The organism is Pseudomonas sp. LAIL14HWK12:I1, from assembly GCF_003202095.1.
Lineage (GTDB): Bacteria > Pseudomonadota > Gammaproteobacteria > Pseudomonadales > Pseudomonadaceae > Aquipseudomonas > Aquipseudomonas monteilii.
In genome coordinates, this window is sequence record NZ_QJKG01000013.1 from 131743 (window position 1) to 146359 (window position 14617).

Consider the following 14617-nt stretch of genomic DNA (forward strand, 5'->3'; position numbering starts at 1 on the left):
GAGAGTATTGACGAGCAAGGCTATAGGGACAAATTCATTAACTGACTTACATCAATAGAAATTAACAATACCATCAGCAACAAAAAACCGGGCACTAGGCCCGGTTTTTTGTAGCAGACAGAACGTCTTACTCAGCAGCTTCTACAGCACCGCCGACCGGACGATCAACCAGCTCGACGTACGCCATAGGGGCGTTGTCGCCAGCGCGGAAACCGCACTTCAGGATGCGCAGGTAGCCGCCCTGACGGGTGGCGTAACGCTTGCCCAGGTCGTTGAACAGTTTGCCAACAGCGGACTTCGAACGGGTACGGTCGAAGGCCAGACGACGGTTAGCAACGCTGTCTTCCTTGGCCAGGGTGATCAGCGGCTCGGCAACGCGGCGCAGTTCCTTGGCTTTCGGCAGGGTGGTTTTGATCAGCTCGTGCTCGATCAACGACACTGCCATGTTCTGGAACATAGCCTTGCGGTGAGAGCTGGTACGGCTCAGGTGACGTCCACTTTTACGATGACGCATGATTCATTCCTTACCAAACACTACGTTCGGTGATTACGACGATCAGGCGGTCGCCTTGTCGTCTTTCTTAAGACTTGCAGGCGGCCAGTTGTCGAGGCGCATGCCGAGAGACAGACCACGAGAGGCCAGAACGTCCTTGATTTCAGTCAGGGACTTCTTGCCCAGGTTAGGAGTCTTCAACAGCTCTACTTCGGTACGCTGAATCAGGTCGCCGATGTAGTAGATGTTCTCCGCCTTGAGGCAGTTGGCCGAACGTACAGTCAGTTCCAGGTCGTCAACCGGACGCAGCAGGATCGGATCGATCTCGTCTTCCTGCTCGACTACGACAGGCTCGCTGTCACCTTTGAGGTCGACGAACGCGGCCAACTGCTGTTGCAGGATGGTCGCAGCGCGGCGGATTGCCTCTTCAGGGTCCAGGGTGCCGTTGGTTTCCAGATCAATGACCAGTTTGTCCAGGTTGGTACGCTGCTCAACACGGGCGTTCTCGACCACATAGGCGATACGACGCACCGGGCTGAACGAAGCGTCCAACTGCAGACGGCCAATGCTACGGCTTTCGTCTTCGTCGGTTTGACGGGAGTCGGCCGGCTCGTAACCACGACCACGAGCTACAGTGAGCTTCATGTTCAGGGCGCCGTTCGACGCCAGGTTCGCGATTACGTGATCGGGGTTGACGATCTCGACATCGTGATCCAGCTGAATATCGGCAGCGGTAACCACCCCCGAACCCTTTTTCGACAAGGTCAGCGTAACTTCGTCACGACCGTGCAGTTTGATAGCCAGGCCTTTCAGGTTCAACAGGATTTCAATGACGTCTTCCTGAACACCTTCGATCGCGGAGTACTCGTGGAGTACGCCATCGATCTCGGCCTCGACTACTGCACAGCCAGGCATGGAGGACAACAGGATGCGGCGCAGCGCGTTGCCCAGGGTATGGCCGAAACCACGCTCGAGAGGCTCGAGCGTGATCTTGGCGCGGGTCGGACTGACTACCTGCACATCAATGTGGCGGGGAGTCAGGAACTCATTTACCGAAATCTGCATGGATGCACCTATTTTCTAGCCCTTACTTGGAGTAGAGCTCGACAATCAGGTTCTCGTTGATGTCGGCAGACAGGTCGCTGCGAGCAGGAACGTTCTTGAAAACGCCCGACTTTTTAGCAGCATCCACGTCAACCCACTCAACGCGGCCACGCTGGGCGCACAGTTCAAGGGCTTGAACAATGCGCAGCTGGCTCAGCGATTTCTCGCGAACCGCGACCACGTCACCCGGACGAACTTGGTAGGATGGAATGTTTACAGTCTTACCGTTGACGCTGATCGCTTTGTGCGAAACCAGCTGACGCGACTCGGAACGAGTCGAGCCGAAGCCCATACGGTAAACGACGTTATCCAGACGGCACTCGAGCAGTTGCAGCAGGTTCTCACCGGTTGCGCCTTTTTTCGAGGCAGCAGCTTGGTAGTAACCGCGGAACTGACGCTCCAGAACACCGTAGATACGACGGACTTTTTGTTTCTCACGCAGCTGGGTGCCGTAGTCAGACTGACGGCCACGGCGCTGGCCGTGGATACCTGGGGCTGCTTCGATGTTGCACTTCGATTCCAGAGCGCGAACGCCGCTCTTCAGGAACAGGTCAGTGCCTTCACGACGAGACAGTTTGCATTTTGGACCAATGTAACGTGCCATTCTTCTGTCTCCTGATTACACGCGACGCTTCTTCGGCGGACGGCACCCGTTGTGCGGGATTGGCGTCACGTCGGTGATGCTGGCGATCTTGTAGCCGCAGCTGTTCAATGCACGAACGGCGGACTCACGACCTGGACCTGGACCCTTGACGTTAACGTCGAGGTTCTTCAGACCGTATTCCAGCGCAGCTTGACCAGCACGCTCAGCAGCGATCTGAGCTGCGAACGGGGTGGATTTGCGCGAACCACGGAAACCCGAACCACCGGAGGTCGCCCAGGACAAAGCATTGCCCTGACGGTCGGTGATGGTCACGATGGTGTTGTTGAAAGAGGCATGGATGTGGGCGATGCCATCAACCACTGTCTTTTTGACTTTCTTACGAGGACGAGCAGCAGGTTTTGCCATGTCTATATTCCTGGGCGATTACTTGCGGATCGGCTTACGCGGGCCCTTACGGGTGCGTGCGTTGGTCTTGGTGCGCTGACCGCGAACCGGCAGACCTTTACGATGACGCAGGCCGCGGTAGCAACCCAGGTCCATCAAGCGCTTGATCTTCATGTTGATGTCACGACGCAGGTCACCTTCGGTGGTGAACTTCGCGACTTCGCCACGCAGGGTTTCGATTTGCTCGTCGCTCAGATCCTTGATCTTAGCGGCTGGGTTTACACCAGCGTCTGCACAGATCTTCTGTGCAGTTGTGCGACCGACACCATAGATGTAGGTCAGCGAGATAACAGTATGCTTGTTATCTGGAATGTTGACGCCTGCAATACGGGCCATTCAGTGGGACTCCAATTGACAGCTACCTACGCCCCGGAAGCCAAGAAATAGGGCGCGAGATAATATCGCTGTAGAAACGAATAATCAACCCAGCAGCACACTAGCTGCTGGGTTTGAAGCGCAGATCACACTCAGCCTTGGCGCTGTTTGTGACGCGGTTCCGCGCTGCAGATCACTCGTACGACGCCTTCGCGACGGATGATCTTGCAGTTACGGCACAGCTTTTTCACCGATGCACGAACTTTCATTACCGACTCCTCGAACCTTAGGGGCGTATCAGCGCAGCAGACCGCTGCCACCGTAGCCTTTCAGGTTGGCTTTCTTCATCAGGGATTCGTACTGGTGCGAAACGAGGTGCGATTGTACTTGGGACATGAAGTCCATCACAACCACTACCACAATCAGCAACGAGGTCCCGCCAAGGTAGAACGGCACATTTGCTGCCACCACCAGGAACTGGGGCAGAAGGCAGACGGCCATCATGTAAAGAGCACCGAACATGGTCAGACGAGTCAGAACGCCATCAATGTAGCGTGCCGACTGCTCACCAGGACGGATACCCGGAATAAAGGCACCGGACTTCTTCAGGTTTTCCGCTACGTCTTTCGGGTTGAACATCAACGCTGTGTAGAAGAAGCAGAAGAAAATGATCCCTGCACTAAACAGCAGAATGTTCAACGGCTGACCAGGAGCGATCGACTGCGAGATGTCCTGCAGCCAGCCCATACCTTCGGACTGACCGAACCAGGCACCCAGCGAAGCCGGGAACAGCAAAATGCTGCTCGCGAAAATGGCCGGTATAACCCCCGCCATGTTCACTTTCAACGGCAAGTGGCTGGTCTGAGCAGCGAAGACCTTGCGGCCCTGCTGACGCTTGGCGTAGTGAACGGCGATACGACGCTGACCACGCTCAATGAACACCACGAAACCGATAATCGCTACTGCCAGCAAACCGATAGCGACCAGGGCGAAAATGTTGATATCGCCTGTGCGTGCAGACTCGAAAGACTGCCCGATTGCTCTCGGAAGACCGGCAACGATACCTGCGAAGATCAACATCGAGATACCGTTGCCCACACCGCGCTCGGTGATCTGCTCGCCCAGCCACATCATGAACATCGCGCCCGCCACGAAGGTGGAGACGGCAACGACATGGAAGCCCAGGCCTACAGAAAACGCCACGCCCTGGTTGGCCAGGCCAATGGACATGCCAATGGCTTGAACCAGTGCCAGGATAACGGTGCCGTAGCGGGTGTACTGGCTGATCTTGCGACGGCCAGCTTCACCTTCCTTCTTCAACTGCTCCAGTTGCGGGCTGACCGCCGTCATCAGCTGCATGATGATCGATGCCGAGATGTACGGCATGATCCCCAGTGCAAAGATGCTCATGCGCTCAAGCGCGCCACCGGAAAACATGTTGAACAAGCTAAGAATGGTCCCCTCATTCTGCCGAAACAGATCCGCCAGACGGTCCGGATTGATGCCGGGAACCGGGATATGCGCACCTATCCGATAGACGATGATCGCCATGAACAGAAAGCGCAGACGAGCCCAGAGTTCCGACATCCCGCCCTTACCGAGCGAAGAGAGAGCACCTTGCTTAGCCATTTATTCCTCGAATTTGCCGCCAGCTGCTTCGATAGCCGCACGCGCACCCTTGGTGGCTGCGATGCCCTTGATGGTGACTGCGCGAGTAACTTCGCCAGACAGCATGATTTTCACACGCTGAATGTGCTGGTTGATCACGTTGGCATCCTTCAGGGATTGCACGGAGATCACGTCGCCTTCCACTTTGGCCAGCTCGGACAGACGCACTTCGGCGCGGTCCATGGCTTTCAGGGAAACGAAGCCGAACTTCGGCAGACGACGGTGCAGCGGCTGTTGACCGCCTTCGAAGCCAGGAGCGATCGAACCACCCGAACGGGAAGTCTGACCTTTGTGGCCACGGCCGCCGGTCTTACCCAGACCGCTACCGATACCACGACCTGGACGATGCTTCTCGCGACGGGAACCCGGCGCTGGACTCAGATCATTGAGTTTCATCGATTAACCCTCGACCTTCAGCATGTAGTAAGCCTTGTTGATCATCCCGCGGTTCTCGGGAGTATCCTGGACTTCTACAGTGTGACCGATGCGACGCAGACCCAGGCCTTTAACGCACAGCTTGTGGTTAGGCAGACGGCCCGAGACGCTCTTGATCAGCGTTACTTTTACGGTTGCCATGATCAGAAGATCTCCTCGACGCTCTTGCCGCGCTTGGCAGCAATGGATTCAGGAGATTGCATGGCTTTCAGACCCTTGAAGGTGGCGTAAACCACGTTCACTGGGTTGGTCGAACCGTAGCACTTGGCCAGAACGTTCTGAACACCAGCAACTTCCAGGACAGCACGCATTGCGCCACCGGCGATGATACCGGTACCTTCCGAGGCAGGCTGCATGTAAACCTTCGAGGCGCCGTGGGCAGCCTTGGTGGCGTACTGCAGGGTGGTGCCCTTCAGGTCAACCTGGATCATGTTGCGGCGAGCAGCTTCCATGGCTTTCTGGATCGCGGCTGGTACTTCGCGCGATTTGCCACGGCCGAAGCCAACACGACCTTTACCATCACCTACCACGGTCAGCGCGGTGAAGGTGAAGATACGGCCGCCTTTTACGGTTTTGGCAACGCGGTTAACTTGAACCAGCTTCTCGATGTAGCCTTCGTCGCGCTTTTGATCGTTATTTGCCATAACTTAGAACTCCAGCCCGCCTTCACGAGCAGCATCAGCCAGCGCTTTGACGCGGCCGTGGTACTTGAAGCCGGAACGGTCAAAGGCAACTTGAGATACACCGGCGGCTTTCGCACGCTCAGCTACCAGCTTGCCAACCTTAGTGGCCGCGTCGATGTTGCCAGTGGCGCCATCACGCAGTTCTTTGTCCAAGGTCGAGGCGCTTGCCAGAACCTTGCTGCCGTCGGCCGAAATGACCTGGGCGTAGATGTGCTGCGAGGAGCGGAACACGCACAGGCGCACGACTTCGAGTTCGTGCATCTTGAGACGTGCTTTGCGAGCGCGACGCAGTCGGATAACTTTTTTGTCGGTCATTTGCTAGGCCCTACTTCTTCTTGGCTTCTTTACGACGGACTACTTCGTCCGCGTAACGCACACCTTTACCTTTGTAAGGCTCTGGTGGACGGAAGTCGCGGATTTCAGCGGCCACCTGACCCACCAGCTGCTTGTCGATACCCTTGATCAGGATGTCGGTCTGGCTTGGGGTTTCAGCGGTGATACCGGCTGGCAGTTCGTAGTCCACTGGATGCGAGAAGCCCAGAGCCAGGTTCAGGACGGTGCCTTTAGCCTGTGCCTTGTAACCAACACCGACCAGCTGGAGCTTACGCTCGAAGCCTTGGCTTACGCCTTGGACCATGTTGTTCACCAGAGCGCGGGTGGTACCGGCCATGGCGCGAGCTTGCTGGTCACCGTTGCGAGCGACGAAACGCAGCTCGCCAGACTCTTCGGTAACTTCAACAGACGAGTGAACGTTCAGTTCGAGAGTGCCTTTGGCACCCTTCACCGAAAGCTGCTGGCCGGCGAATTTGACTTCGACGCCTGCTGGCAGCTTAACGGGGTTCTTAGCGACGCGAGACATGCCTATCTCCCCTTAGAACACTGTGCACAGAACTTCGCCGCCGACACCGGCAGCGCGCGCAGCGCGATCAGTCATCACACCTTTGTTGGTGGAGACGATAGACACGCCCAGACCGCCACGTACTTTCGGCAGTTCTGTGACGGACTTGTACTGGCGCAGGCCAGGACGGCTGGAACGCTTCAGTTCCTCGATGACCGGACGGCCTTCGAAGTACTTGAGCTCGATCGACAGGGAAGGCTTGGCCTCACCAGTAACCTGGTAGCCAGCGATGTAACCTTCGTCTTTCAGAACTTTGGCAACCGCGACCTTCAGGGTGGAGGAAGGCATGCTTACGACGGACTTTTCAGCCATCTGGGCATTACGGATGCGAGTTAGCATGTCCGCTAACGGGTCCTGCATACTCATGGGCTAGATGCTCCTGATACAAGAATTATTAGCCTTGCGGCTATCACAACCACCCGAGCAGGCAGGGTAAAAAACCCAGGCTCAGGTGAGCCGGTCATTCTAGACACAAGGCAGAAACGAAACAAGCCCCATATAGGGGCTTGTTTGTTGGCAAGGTCACCGACGGTCGGAAGATTGCTCCCCTTGCGCCGGGATACAGCCTGCAGCGATTACCAGGAGGCCTTGACCAGACCTGGTACGTCGCCGCGCATTGCAGCTTGACGCAGCATGTTACGGCCCAGGCCGAACTTACGGTATACACCGTGAGGACGACCGGTCAGGCGGCAACGGTTGCGCAGGCGCGAGGCGCTAGCATCACGTGGCTGCTTCTGCAGAGCGACAACGGCAGCGAAACGCTCTTCTGGAGAGGCGTTAACGTTGACGATGGTCGCTTTCAGCTCAGCACGCTTCTTAGCGAACTTGGCTACCGTGAGCTGACGCTTCAGCTCGCGGTTTTTCATGCTCTTCTTGGCCATTTTCCTACTCCAATCAGTTGCGGAACGGGAACTTGAAAGCACGCAGCAGAGCGCGGCCTTCGTCGTCCGAACGAGCAGTGGTGGTCAGGGTGATGTCCAAACCGCGCAGAGCATCGATCTTGTCGTAGTCGATTTCCGGGAAGATGATCTGCTCTTTCACGCCCATGCTGTAGTTGCCACGGCCATCGAAGGACTTGGCATTCAGGCCGCGGAAGTCGCGAACCCGAGGCAGGGAGATCGCCAGCAGGCGGTCCAGGAATTCGTACATCTTGTCGCTACGCAGGGTCACCTTGACGCCGATCGGCCAGCCTTCGCGGACTTTGAAGCCAGCGATGGATTTGCGAGCGAAAGTCACAACCGGCTTTTGACCGGTGATCTTTTCCAGGTCGGCAACAGCGTGCTCGATGACTTTCTTGTCGCCGATCGCTTCGCCCAGCCCCATGTTCAGGGTGATTTTGGTAACGCGCGGAACTTCCATCACGTTCGACAGCTTAAGTTCTTCCTTAAGCTTAGGAGCGATTTCGTTCCGGTAAATCTCTTTCAGTCGTGCCATGGTCTTCTACCTAGCAGTGTTCAAGCATCAACCGCTTTTTGGGTCGACTTGAAGACACGAATTTTTTTACCGTCTTCTACTTTGAAACCAACGCGGTCAGCCTTGTTGGTTTCGCCGTTGAAGATGGCAACGTTGGAAGCGTGCAGAGGCGCTTCTTTCTCGACGATACCGCCCTGTACGCCCGCCATCGGGTTAGGCTTGGTATGACGCTTGACCAGGTTCACACCACCAACAACCAGACGGTCGTCAGCCAGAACCTTCAGCACCTTACCGCGCTTACCTTTGTCTTTGCCGGCGATCACGATGATCTCGTCGTCACGACGAATCTTTTGCATGTCGGATCTCCTTACAGCACTTCAGGGGCGAGCGAGACGATCTTCATGAACTTCTCAGTACGAAGTTCACGGGTCACTGGCCCGAAGATGCGAGTGCCGATCGGCTCTTGCTTGTTGTTCAGCAGAACAGCAGCGTTGCCGTCGAAACGAATGATGGAACCGTCAGCGCGACGAACACCGTGACGGGTGCGTACGACAACAGCAGTCATCACTTGGCCTTTTTTGACCTTACCGCGCGGAATTGCTTCCTTGACGGTAACCTTGATGATGTCACCGATGCCGGCGTAACGACGGTGCGAACCGCCGAGCACCTTGATGCACATGACGCGACGAGCGCCGCTGTTATCGGCCACATCGAGCATGGATTGAGTCTGAATCATAAAATTTCTCCGACCCCTAGCCCTTAGACTTCAACAGCGCGTTCGAGGACTTCAACCAGTGCCCAGGACTTGGTCTTGGCCAGCGGACGGGTTTCACGGATGGAAACCTTGTCGCCGATCTTGCACTGGTTGGCTTCGTCGTGCGCGTGCAGCTTAGTCGAACGCTTAACGTATTTACCGTAGATCGGGTGCTTTACGCGACGCTCGATCAGAACGGTGATGGTCTTGTCCATTTTGTCGCTGACGACACGGCCAGTCAGCGTACGGACGGTTTTTTCAGCTTCAGCCATGATCACTTACCTGCCTGCTGGTTGAGCACAGTTTTCACGCGAGCGATGTCACGCTTAACTTGCGAGAGCAGGTGCGACTGCCCCAACTGGCCAGTTGCTTTCTGCATACGCAGATTGAACTGGTCGCGCAGCAAGCCGAGCAGTTGCTCGTTCAGTTGCTGTGCCGATTTTTCACGAAGTTCATTCGCTTTCATCACATCACCGTCCGCTTAACAAAGGAGGTGGCGAGAGGCAGCTTTGCAGCAGCCAGGGCGAATGCTTCGCGCGCCAGCTCTTCAGAAACACCCTCGATCTCGTACAGGACTTTACCTGGCTGGATCTGGGCAACCCAGTACTCCACGGAACCCTTACCTTTACCCATACGAACCTCGAGAGGTTTCTTGGAGATCGGCTTGTCCGGGAACACACGGATCCAGATCTTGCCGCCACGTTTAACGTGACGGGTCAGCGCACGACGTGCGGACTCGATCTGGCGAGCGGTGAGGCGACCGCGAGCAACAGCTTTCAGGGCGAATTCGCCGAAGCTGACTTTGCTACCGCGCAGTGCCAGACCACGGTTGTGGCCGGTCATCTGCTTGCGGAATTTTGTACGCTTTGGTTGCAACATTTGGCGTACCCCTTACTTAGCAGCTTTTTTACGAGGCGCTGGTGCTTGTGGTTTCAGTTCTTCTTGGCGACCACCAATAACTTCGCCTTTGAAGATCCAAACCTTCACACCGATCACACCGTAAGTGGTGTGAGCTTCGTAGGTGTTGTAGTCGATATCGGCACGCAGGGTGTGCAGCGGCACACGACCTTCGCGATACCACTCGGTACGAGCAATCTCAGCACCGCCGAGACGACCGCTCACCTGGATCTTGATGCCCTTGGCACCAATACGCATGGCGTTCTGTACGGCGCGCTTCATGGCGCGACGGAACATTACGCGGCGTTCCAGCTGCTGAGCTACGCTCTGCGCAACCAGCATAGCGTCGAGTTCCGGCTTGCGGATCTCTTCGATGTTGATGTGCACAGGCACACCCATCTGCTTGGTCAGGTCCTGACGCAGCTTCTCGACATCTTCACCTTTCTTCCCGATAACGATACCTGGACGAGCGGTGTGGATGGTGATGCGTGCAGTTTGAGCCGGACGATGAATATCGATACGGCTTACGGACGCGCTTTTTAGTTTGTCTTGGAGGTACTCACGCGTTTTCAGATCCTTCAACAGGTAATCTGCGTAAGTAGCACCGTCTGCGTACCAGACGGAGGTGTGCTCCTTGACGATTCCCAGGCGAATGCCAGTGGGATGTACTTTCTGACCCATCTGATCGACTCCGTTACTTGTCCGCAACCTTGACAGTGATATGGCAAGACCGCTTGACGATGCGATCAGCACGGCCTTTGGCACGTGGCATGATGCGCTTCAGCGAACGCCCTTCGTTGACGAAGACGGTGGAGACCTTCAGGTCATCAACGTCTGCGCCTTCGTTGTGTTCGGCGTTGGCTACGGCCGACTCGAGGACTTTCTTCATGATTTCAGCGGCTTTTTTGCTGCTGAAGGCCAACAGGTTGAGCGCTTCGCCCACCTTCTTCCCGCGGATCTGGTCGGCGACCAAGCGGGCTTTCTGGGCGGAGATTCGAGCGCCCGACAACTTAGCGGCTACTTCCATTTCCTTACCCCTTAACGCTTGGCTTTCTTGTCAGCCACGTGCCCGCGATAGGTGCGGGTACCGGCGAACTCGCCCAGTTTGTGGCCGACCATGTCTTCGTTCACCAGAACTGGGACATGTTGACGACCGTTGTGTACCGCGATGGTCAGACCGACCATTTGTGGCAGGATCATCGAACGGCGCGACCAGGTTTTAACTGGTTTGCGATCGTTCTTCTCCACCGCCACTTCGACCTTCTTCAGCAGGTGAAGATCGATAAAAGGACCTTTTTTCAGAGAACGTGGCACTGTCGTATCCCTCTAGTTACTTGCGACGACGGACGATCATGTTGTCGGTACGCTTATTACCACGGGTTTTAGCACCCTTGGTTGGGAAGCCCCATGGCGATACCGGATGACGACCACCGGAGGTACGACCTTCACCACCACCGTGTGGGTGGTCAACCGGGTTCATGGCAACACCACGAACGGTTGGGCGAACGCCGCGCCAGCGTTTGGCACCAGCTTTACCCAGCGAACGCAGGCTGTGCTCGGAGTTCGAGACTTCGCCCAGGGTCGCACGGCACTCAGCCAGGACTTTACGCATTTCACCAGAGCGCAGACGCAGGGTCACGTAGACACCTTCGCGAGCGATCAGCTGAGCCGAAGCACCAGCGGAACGAGCGATCTGAGCACCTTTACCCGGCTTCAGTTCGATGCCGTGAATGGTGGAACCTACTGGAATGTTGCGCAGCTGCAGGGAGTTACCGGCCTTGATTGGGGCCAGGGCACCTGCGATCAGCTGGTCGCCAGCGCTCACGCCTTTAGGGGCGATGATGTAGCGACGCTCACCGTCTGCGTAGCACAGCAGGGCGATGTGAGCAGTACGGTTCGGGTCGTATTCGATACGCTCGACAGTGGCTGGGATGCCATCTTTGTCGTTGCGACGGAAGTCGACCAGACGGTAATGCTGCTTATGACCACCACCAACGTGACGAGTGGTAATGCGGCCATTGTTGTTACGACCACCAGACTTCGATTTTTTCTCGATCAGCGGTGCGTGAGGAGCGCCTTTGTGCAGCTCCTTGTTGACCACCTTGACCACGAAACGGCGGCCAGGGGAAGTCGGTTTGCATTTAACGATTGCCATGATGCACCCCTTCCTTACTCAGCACTGCTGCTGAAATCGAGATCTTGGCCTGGCTGAAGGGAGACGATCGCCTTCTTCCAGTCATTACGCTTGCCCAGACCACGTGCGGTACGCTTGGTTTTACCCAGAACGTTAACAGTCGACACGTTTTCAACTTTTACGTTGAACAGGCCTTCGACAGCTTTCTTGATTTCCAGCTTGGTTGCGTCAGTAGCAACCTTGAATACGAACTGGCCTTTTTTCTCAGCCAGAACGGTAGCCTTCTCGGAAACGTGCGGGCCAAGGAGGACTTTGAATACGCGTTCCTGGTTCATCCCAGCAGCTCCTCGAATTTCTTCACGGCCGAGACAGTGATCAACACTTTCTCGTATGCGATCAGACTGACCGGGTCGGAACCTTGAACGTCACGTACGTCGACGTGCGGCAGGTTGCGAGCAGCCAGGTACAGGTTCTGATCAACAGCGTCGGAAACGATCAATACATCGCTCAGACCCATGCCGTTCAGCTTGTTCAGCAGATCTTTGGTTTTCGGTGCTTCGACAGCGAAGTCCTGAACCACGACCAGACGGTCGCTACGCACCAGCTCAGCGAGGATGGAGCGCAGGGCTGCGCGGTACATCTTCTTGTTGAGCTTCTGCGAGTGATCTTGAGGGCGAGCTGCGAAGGTTACACCACCGCCACGCCAGATCGGACCACGAGTGGTACCAGCACGAGCACGGCCAGTACCCTTCTGACGCCATGGGCGCTTACCGCCACCAGCTACGTCGGAACGGGTCTTTTGCTGCTTGGTGCCCTGACGGCCGCCGGCCATGTAGGCCACGACTGCTTGGTGTACCAGCGTCTCGTTGAATTCGCCACCGAAAGTCAGTTCGGAAACTTCGATCGCCTGAGCGTCATTTACATTGAGTTGCATGTCAGTTTCCCCTTAACCGCGAGCCTTGACAGCTGGACGTACAACCACGTCGCCGCCAGTAGCGCCAGGAACGGCACCCTTGACCAGCAGCAGGTTGCGTTCAGCGTCTACGCGAACTACTTCCAGGGACTGAACAGTCACGCGCTCGGCGCCCATGTGACCGGACATTTTCTTGCCCTTGAACACACGACCAGGAGTCTGGCACTGGCCGATGGAACCAGGAACACGGTGCGACACGGAGTTACCGTGGGTGTTGTCCTGACCACGGAAGTTCCAGCGCTTGATGGTACCGGCGAAGCCTTTACCTTTGGACTGACCAGTAACGTCTACCAGCTGGCCTGCAGTGAAGAGTTCAGCTTTGATCAGATCGCCAGCCTGGAAATCGCCTTCTTCAAGACGGAACTCCCAGACACCGCGACCAGCGGCAACGTTAGCCTTGGCGAAGTGACCTGCCTGAGCGGCAGTCACACGCGAAGCACGACGCTCGCCGACAGTGACTTGCACTGCACGGTAGCCATCGGTTTCTTCAGTTTTGAACTGGGTGACACGATTCGGCTCGATCTCAATGACCGTGACCGGAATGGAGACACCTTCTTCGGTGAAAATGCGGGTCATACCGCACTTGCGACCGATTACACCAATAGTCATGTTGTAAACCTCATGAGTGTACGGGGCTTTCACCCGCTATGGCCGCCCATTTCAGAGCGTTACACGACTAGACCGAAGTCTTAGCCGAGGCTGATCTGTACTTCCACACCTGCCGCCAGATCAAGCTTCATCAGCGCGTCAACGGTTTTATCCGTTGGCTGGACGATGTCCAGAACACGCTTATGAGTGCGAATCTCGTACTGGTCACGCGCGTCTTTGTTGACGTGCGGGGAGACCAGAACGGTGAAACGCTCTTTGCGGGTAGGCAGTGGAATTGGACCACGCACTTGTGCACCAGTACGTTTCGCGGTTTCCACGATTTCCTGGGTGGATTGGTCGATCAGGCGATGGTCGAAAGCCTTCAACCTGATACGGATTTGCTGATTTTGCATTGGATTTCAGACTCCAGGCTGTTCCCAACGGACGCACTACGCCCGCTAAAAGGAGGCGTGATTCTATAGACGCCCCAATTTAGTGTCAACCCAATAAAAAAAACCCCCGCTGAGCGGGGGTTTTTTCAATCGGTCGAGTGATTACTCGATGATTTTGGCCACGACGCCGGCGCCGACGGTACGACCGCCTTCACGGATAGCGAAGCGCAGACCGTCTTCCATTGCGATGGTCTTGATCAGGGTAACAGTCATCTGAATGTTGTCACCTGGCATTACCATTTCAACGCCTTCCGGCAGTTCGCAGTTACCGGTCACGTCAGTGGTACGGAAGTAGAACTGAGGACGGTAGCCTTTGAAGAACGGAGTGTGACGACCGCCTTCTTCCTTCGACAGAACGTAAACTTCTGCGGTGAACTTGGTGTGCGGCTTGACCGAACCTGGCTTGACCAGAACCTGACCACGCTCAACGTCGTCACGCTTGGTGCCACGCAGCAGAACGCCGCAGTTCTCGCCAGCACGGCCTTCGTCCAGCAGCTTGCGGAACATCTCAACACCGGTGCAGGTGGTGGTGGCGGTGTCACGCAGACCAACGATTTCCAGTGGGTCTTGAACGCGAACGATACCACGCTCGATACGACCGGTAACAACGGTACCACGACCCGAGATCGAGAATACGTCTTCGATCGGCATCAGGAACGGCTGATCAACGGCACGAACTGGCTCAGGGATGTAGGCATCCAGAGTTTCTACCAGCTTCTTGACAGCGGTAGTGCCCATTTCGTTGTCGTCTTTGCCTTCCAG

At 56.2% G+C, this 14617-nt stretch carries 29 protein-coding genes; all 29 read right to left on the minus strand.

Annotated features, from left to right (window positions below):
* Positions 1-127 precede the first annotated feature (127 nt).
* Positions 128-514 carry a 50S ribosomal protein L17 gene (gene rplQ / locus D906_RS25270; RefSeq protein WP_003255451.1) on the minus strand — a complete coding sequence of 129 codons (387 nt, stop codon included), beginning with the start codon at positions 512-514 and terminating at the stop codon, positions 128-130.
* 42 nt (positions 515-556) lie between these two features.
* Positions 557-1558, minus strand: coding sequence for a DNA-directed RNA polymerase subunit alpha (gene rpoA / locus D906_RS25275; protein WP_003255452.1), 1002 nt, complete (start codon positions 1556-1558; stop codon positions 557-559).
* 22 nt (positions 1559-1580) lie between these two features.
* On the minus strand, positions 1581-2201 hold the full coding sequence (gene rpsD, locus D906_RS25280) for a 30S ribosomal protein S4 (protein WP_009681977.1): 621 nt from the start codon (positions 2199-2201) through the stop codon (positions 1581-1583).
* A gap of 15 nt (positions 2202-2216) precedes the next feature.
* A complete protein-coding gene (rpsK, locus tag D906_RS25285) occupies positions 2217-2606 on the minus strand; it encodes a 30S ribosomal protein S11 (protein WP_003255454.1) in 390 nt (129 codons plus the stop codon).
* Positions 2607-2624: 18 nt separating this feature from the next.
* Positions 2625-2981 carry a 30S ribosomal protein S13 gene (gene rpsM / locus D906_RS25290; protein ID WP_003255457.1) on the minus strand — a complete coding sequence of 119 codons (357 nt, stop codon included), beginning with the start codon at positions 2979-2981 and terminating at the stop codon, positions 2625-2627.
* Between the two features lie 131 nt (positions 2982-3112).
* Positions 3113-3229 carry a 50S ribosomal protein L36 gene (gene rpmJ, locus D906_RS25295; protein WP_002555468.1) on the minus strand — a complete coding sequence of 39 codons (117 nt, stop codon included), beginning with the start codon at positions 3227-3229 and terminating at the stop codon, positions 3113-3115.
* Positions 3230-3257: 28 nt separating this feature from the next.
* A complete protein-coding gene (gene secY / locus D906_RS25300; protein WP_003257108.1) occupies positions 3258-4589 on the minus strand; it encodes a preprotein translocase subunit SecY in 1332 nt (443 codons plus the stop codon).
* The gene (rplO, locus tag D906_RS25305) at positions 4590-5024 is read right to left on the minus strand and encodes a 50S ribosomal protein L15 (RefSeq protein WP_003255461.1); all 435 of its coding nucleotides are present in this window, start codon (positions 5022-5024) and stop codon (positions 4590-4592) included. It lies immediately after the preceding gene.
* 3 nt (positions 5025-5027) lie between these two features.
* Positions 5028-5204: a 50S ribosomal protein L30 gene (gene rpmD / locus D906_RS25310; RefSeq protein WP_003255463.1), complete on the minus strand. Its 177-nt coding sequence runs from the start codon at positions 5202-5204 to the stop codon at positions 5028-5030.
* 2 nt (positions 5205-5206) lie between these two features.
* Positions 5207-5707, minus strand: a complete 501-nt coding sequence (gene rpsE, locus D906_RS25315; RefSeq protein WP_003255465.1) for a 30S ribosomal protein S5 — start codon at positions 5705-5707, stop codon at positions 5207-5209.
* Between the two features lie 3 nt (positions 5708-5710).
* On the minus strand, positions 5711-6061 hold the full coding sequence (gene rplR / locus D906_RS25320) for a 50S ribosomal protein L18 (protein WP_009681973.1): 351 nt from the start codon (positions 6059-6061) through the stop codon (positions 5711-5713).
* Between the two features lie 10 nt (positions 6062-6071).
* Positions 6072-6605, minus strand: a complete 534-nt coding sequence (gene rplF / locus D906_RS25325; RefSeq protein ID WP_009681972.1) for a 50S ribosomal protein L6 — start codon at positions 6603-6605, stop codon at positions 6072-6074.
* Between the two features lie 12 nt (positions 6606-6617).
* Entirely contained in the window at positions 6618-7010 is a 393-nt protein-coding gene (rpsH, locus tag D906_RS25330; protein ID WP_019097628.1) for a 30S ribosomal protein S8, read from the minus strand.
* 209 nt (positions 7011-7219) lie between these two features.
* Entirely contained in the window at positions 7220-7525 is a 306-nt protein-coding gene (gene rpsN, locus D906_RS25335) for a 30S ribosomal protein S14 (protein ID WP_009681970.1), read from the minus strand.
* 13 nt (positions 7526-7538) lie between these two features.
* A complete protein-coding gene (gene rplE / locus D906_RS25340) occupies positions 7539-8078 on the minus strand; it encodes a 50S ribosomal protein L5 (protein ID WP_003255474.1) in 540 nt (179 codons plus the stop codon).
* Positions 8079-8098: 20 nt separating this feature from the next.
* Positions 8099-8413, minus strand: a complete 315-nt coding sequence (gene rplX / locus D906_RS25345; RefSeq protein ID WP_016715319.1) for a 50S ribosomal protein L24 — start codon at positions 8411-8413, stop codon at positions 8099-8101.
* Positions 8414-8424: 11 nt separating this feature from the next.
* A complete protein-coding gene (gene rplN, locus D906_RS25350; RefSeq protein ID WP_002555479.1) occupies positions 8425-8793 on the minus strand; it encodes a 50S ribosomal protein L14 in 369 nt (122 codons plus the stop codon).
* Positions 8794-8816: 23 nt separating this feature from the next.
* Positions 8817-9083, minus strand: a complete 267-nt coding sequence (rpsQ, locus tag D906_RS25355; RefSeq protein ID WP_003255478.1) for a 30S ribosomal protein S17 — start codon at positions 9081-9083, stop codon at positions 8817-8819.
* Between the two features lie 2 nt (positions 9084-9085).
* Entirely contained in the window at positions 9086-9277 is a 192-nt protein-coding gene (gene rpmC / locus D906_RS25360) for a 50S ribosomal protein L29 (RefSeq protein ID WP_002555481.1), read from the minus strand.
* Positions 9277-9690 (minus strand): 50S ribosomal protein L16, encoded by a 414-nt coding sequence (gene rplP, locus D906_RS25365; RefSeq protein ID WP_003255479.1) that lies wholly within the window; start codon positions 9688-9690, stop codon positions 9277-9279. The genes rpmC and rplP overlap by 1 nt, the downstream gene beginning before the upstream one ends.
* Positions 9691-9702: 12 nt before the next feature.
* Positions 9703-10389 carry a 30S ribosomal protein S3 gene (gene rpsC / locus D906_RS25370; RefSeq protein ID WP_003255481.1) on the minus strand — a complete coding sequence of 229 codons (687 nt, stop codon included), beginning with the start codon at positions 10387-10389 and terminating at the stop codon, positions 9703-9705.
* A gap of 13 nt (positions 10390-10402) precedes the next feature.
* Positions 10403-10735, minus strand: coding sequence for a 50S ribosomal protein L22 (gene rplV, locus D906_RS25375; protein ID WP_003103908.1), 333 nt, complete (start codon positions 10733-10735; stop codon positions 10403-10405).
* 11 nt (positions 10736-10746) lie between these two features.
* Complete coding sequence (gene rpsS / locus D906_RS25380) at positions 10747-11022, minus strand: 30S ribosomal protein S19 (RefSeq protein WP_003255482.1); 276 nt, start codon at positions 11020-11022, stop codon at positions 10747-10749.
* 16 nt (positions 11023-11038) lie between these two features.
* Entirely contained in the window at positions 11039-11863 is an 825-nt protein-coding gene (gene rplB, locus D906_RS25385) for a 50S ribosomal protein L2 (RefSeq protein WP_003255483.1), read from the minus strand.
* A 14-nt stretch (positions 11864-11877) separates the two neighbouring features.
* Positions 11878-12177 carry a 50S ribosomal protein L23 gene (gene rplW, locus D906_RS25390; protein WP_003255484.1) on the minus strand — a complete coding sequence of 100 codons (300 nt, stop codon included), beginning with the start codon at positions 12175-12177 and terminating at the stop codon, positions 11878-11880.
* Entirely contained in the window at positions 12174-12776 is a 603-nt protein-coding gene (rplD, locus tag D906_RS25395) for a 50S ribosomal protein L4 (RefSeq protein WP_003255485.1), read from the minus strand. The genes rplW and rplD overlap by 4 nt, the downstream gene beginning before the upstream one ends.
* A gap of 12 nt (positions 12777-12788) precedes the next feature.
* Positions 12789-13424: a 50S ribosomal protein L3 gene (gene rplC, locus D906_RS25400; RefSeq protein ID WP_003257089.1), complete on the minus strand. Its 636-nt coding sequence runs from the start codon at positions 13422-13424 to the stop codon at positions 12789-12791.
* An 80-nt stretch (positions 13425-13504) separates the two neighbouring features.
* The gene (rpsJ, locus tag D906_RS25405; RefSeq protein WP_003186070.1) at positions 13505-13816 is read right to left on the minus strand and encodes a 30S ribosomal protein S10; all 312 of its coding nucleotides are present in this window, start codon (positions 13814-13816) and stop codon (positions 13505-13507) included.
* A 141-nt stretch (positions 13817-13957) separates the two neighbouring features.
* The coding region (locus D906_RS25410; protein WP_256586167.1) for an EF-Tu/IF-2/RF-3 family GTPase at positions 13958-14617 on the minus strand (660 nt) is incomplete at its 5' end.

Coding starts and splice junctions, on each gene's coding strand:
- rpsC (WP_003255481.1), bottom strand. CDS start 10,389: ATGGGTCAGAAAGTACATCCCACTGGCATTCGCCTGGGAATCGTCAAG.
- rpsD (WP_009681977.1), bottom strand. CDS start 2,201: ATGGCACGTTACATTGGTCCAAAATGCAAACTGTCTCGTCGTGAAGGC.
- rplR (WP_009681973.1), bottom strand. CDS start 6,061: ATGACCGACAAAAAAGTTATCCGACTGCGTCGCGCTCGCAAAGCACGT.
- rplN (WP_002555479.1), bottom strand. CDS start 8,793: ATGATTCAGACTCAATCCATGCTCGATGTGGCCGATAACAGCGGCGCT.
- rplC (WP_003257089.1), bottom strand. CDS start 13,424: ATGACTATTGGTGTAATCGGTCGCAAGTGCGGTATGACCCGCATTTTC.
- rpsE (WP_003255465.1), bottom strand. CDS start 5,707: ATGGCAAATAACGATCAAAAGCGCGACGAAGGCTACATCGAGAAGCTG.
- rplP (WP_003255479.1), bottom strand. CDS start 9,690: ATGTTGCAACCAAAGCGTACAAAATTCCGCAAGCAGATGACCGGCCAC.
- rpsN (WP_009681970.1), bottom strand. CDS start 7,525: ATGGCCAAGAAGAGCATGAAAAACCGCGAGCTGAAGCGTCAGCTCACG.
- rplV (WP_003103908.1), bottom strand. CDS start 10,735: ATGGAAGTAGCCGCTAAGTTGTCGGGCGCTCGAATCTCCGCCCAGAAA.
- rpsM (WP_003255457.1), bottom strand. CDS start 2,981: ATGGCCCGTATTGCAGGCGTCAACATTCCAGATAACAAGCATACTGTT.
- rpsK (WP_003255454.1), bottom strand. CDS start 2,606: ATGGCAAAACCTGCTGCTCGTCCTCGTAAGAAAGTCAAAAAGACAGTG.
- rplD (WP_003255485.1), bottom strand. CDS start 12,776: ATGCAACTCAATGTAAATGACGCTCAGGCGATCGAAGTTTCCGAACTG.
- rpsQ (WP_003255478.1), bottom strand. CDS start 9,083: ATGGCTGAAGCTGAAAAAACCGTCCGTACGCTGACTGGCCGTGTCGTC.
- rpmD (WP_003255463.1), bottom strand. CDS start 5,204: ATGGCAACCGTAAAAGTAACGCTGATCAAGAGCGTCTCGGGCCGTCTG.
- rpoA (WP_003255452.1), bottom strand. CDS start 1,558: ATGCAGATTTCGGTAAATGAGTTCCTGACTCCCCGCCACATTGATGTG.
- rpmC (WP_002555481.1), bottom strand. CDS start 9,277: ATGAAAGCGAATGAACTTCGTGAAAAATCGGCACAGCAACTGAACGAG.
- rplQ (WP_003255451.1), bottom strand. CDS start 514: ATGCGTCATCGTAAAAGTGGACGTCACCTGAGCCGTACCAGCTCTCAC.
- rplB (WP_003255483.1), bottom strand. CDS start 11,863: ATGGCAATCGTTAAATGCAAACCGACTTCCCCTGGCCGCCGTTTCGTG.
- secY (WP_003257108.1), bottom strand. CDS start 4,589: ATGGCTAAGCAAGGTGCTCTCTCTTCGCTCGGTAAGGGCGGGATGTCG.
- rpsH (WP_019097628.1), bottom strand. CDS start 7,010: ATGAGTATGCAGGACCCGTTAGCGGACATGCTAACTCGCATCCGTAAT.
- rpsJ (WP_003186070.1), bottom strand. CDS start 13,816: ATGCAAAATCAGCAAATCCGTATCAGGTTGAAGGCTTTCGACCATCGC.
- rpmJ (WP_002555468.1), bottom strand. CDS start 3,229: ATGAAAGTTCGTGCATCGGTGAAAAAGCTGTGCCGTAACTGCAAGATC.
- rplO (WP_003255461.1), bottom strand. CDS start 5,024: ATGAAACTCAATGATCTGAGTCCAGCGCCGGGTTCCCGTCGCGAGAAG.
- rplE (WP_003255474.1), bottom strand. CDS start 8,078: ATGGCACGACTGAAAGAGATTTACCGGAACGAAATCGCTCCTAAGCTT.
- rplX (WP_016715319.1), bottom strand. CDS start 8,413: ATGCAAAAGATTCGTCGTGACGACGAGATCATCGTGATCGCCGGCAAA.
- rplW (WP_003255484.1), bottom strand. CDS start 12,177: ATGAACCAGGAACGCGTATTCAAAGTCCTCCTTGGCCCGCACGTTTCC.
- rplF (WP_009681972.1), bottom strand. CDS start 6,605: ATGTCTCGCGTCGCTAAGAACCCCGTTAAGCTGCCAGCAGGCGTCGAA.